Genomic DNA, 1,921 nt, shown 5'->3' on the forward strand with positions numbered 1-1,921 from the left:
CCTCAACCGCCTTGATCACCCCACCCACACCCGCAGCCGCCTGCGCATGCCCCAGATTCGACTTCAACGACCCCAACCACAAAGGATCACCCTCCGCCCGCCCCTGCCCATACGTGGACAACAACGCCTGCGCCTCGATCGGATCACCCAACCGCGTCCCCGTCCCATGCGCCTCCACCAGATCAACCTGATCAGCAGAAATCTGCGCATCAGCCAACGCCGCCCGAATCACCCGCTGCTGCGACGGACCATTCGGAGCCGTCAACCCATTACTCGCCCCATCCTGATTAATGGCGCTCCCCCGCACCACCGCCAGGACCTCATGCCCCAACCGCCGCGCATCCGAAAGCCGCTCGACCAACAGCACCCCCACGCCCTCCGACCACGCCGCACCATCCGCCGCACCCGCGAACGACTTGCACCGCCCGTCCCTCGCCAACCCACGCTGCCGACTGAACTCCACGAATACCTCAGGCTCGGACATGACGGCGACGCCGCCGGCCAGGGCGAGCGAGCACTCGCCGGAGCGCAGAGCCTGGATGGCGAGGTGCAGGGCCACCAGCGACGACGAGCAGGCCGTATCCACCGTCATCGACGGGCCCTCAAGTCCGAGGACGTAGGAGATGCGGCCGGAGGCGATGCCTCCGGTGCTCGCGTTGTGGGCGTAGTCGTGGTACATCATCCCGGCGAAAACACCGGTCCTGCTCTCCTTGAGGGAGAACGGGTCGATACCGGCCCGTTCGAACACCTCCCACGATGTCTCCAGCAGGAGTCGCTGCTGCGGGTCCATGATCAGCGCTTCGTTGGGGCTGATCCCGAAGAAGCCCGGGTCGAACCCGGCCGCGTCGTCGAGGAAGCCGCCCCGGGCCACGTAGCTGGTGTCCGGGCGGCTGCCCTCCGGGTCGTAGATCTTTCGAAGGTCCCAGCCACGGTCGGCGGGGAAGTCCGAGATGAGGTCGGCGCCCTCCGCGACGGCCTGCCAGAGGTCCTCGGGCGAACCGATGTTGCCCGGGTACCGGCATGCCATCCCGATGATCGCGATCGGATCGTCGGCGTGGACAGCAAGTGCGGGAGCCAGTGCACCGGCGGCACGCTCCGGCAGGTCGTCCGTGCCGACCACTTCGCCCAGCAGGTGCCGCGCCAGCGACACCGGAGTGGGGTAGTCGAAGACCACGGTTGCCGGAAGACGGAGCCCGGTGGCTTCCGCGAGTCCGTTACGGAATTCCACCGCGCGCAACGAGTCGAAGCCGAGGTCCTTGAACGCCCGCTCCGGTTCGATGGCCTGGATCGAGCTGAAGCCCAGTACGGAAGCGACCTGCTCAAGGACGAGTTCGCGCAGGGACGCCTCCCGCTCGGGCTCGGCGAGACCGGCCAGGCGCTGCTGGAGGGCGTTCACCTCGGCCTTGCCACCGGCCTTGCGACGGGTGACGACGGGGACCAGGGCACGGAAGAGTTCCCGGCTGCTGTCTCCCTGGGCGCGGACTGCCGCGAGATCCAGTCGGACGGGGACGACGACCGGTTCGGCCACCTGCTGGGCCGCGTCGAACAGGGCCACGCCCATCTCGGAAGACAGGGGGAAGACGCCACCCACGGACGAGATACGGGACCGTTCGGCGCTGGAGAGCTTGCCCGTCATTCCGCTGGCCTCGTCCCAGAAACCCCAGGCGAGCGACTGGGCCGGCAGGCCCTCGGCCCTGCGGTACGAGGCGAGGGCGTCGAGGAAGGCATTGGCAGCCGCGTAGTTGGCCTGGCCCGCGTTGCCGAAGATGCCGGCCACGGAGGAGAAGAGGATGAAGGCGTCGAGGTCCATGTCCCGCGTCAGCTCATGAAGATTCAGCGCCGCCTCGACCTTCGGCCGCAACACCGCCTCCACCCGCCCCGGCGTCAACGAACCAATCACCCCGTCATCCAGCACACCCGC

The 1,921-nt window shown here is 68.1% G+C and carries 1 protein-coding gene; it reads right to left on the reverse strand.

The window, feature by feature from the left end; all coding sequences use genetic code 11:
* Positions 1-1,921 (reverse strand): beta-ketoacyl synthase N-terminal-like domain-containing protein (locus ACFVUT_RS37625; RefSeq protein WP_389661311.1); only part of this gene is annotated, 1,921 nt, incomplete at both ends.

The sequence above is a fragment of the Streptomyces sp. NPDC058051 genome (assembly GCF_042885475.1).
In the GTDB taxonomy this organism is placed as follows: Bacteria; Actinomycetota; Actinomycetes; order Streptomycetales; family Streptomycetaceae; genus Streptomyces.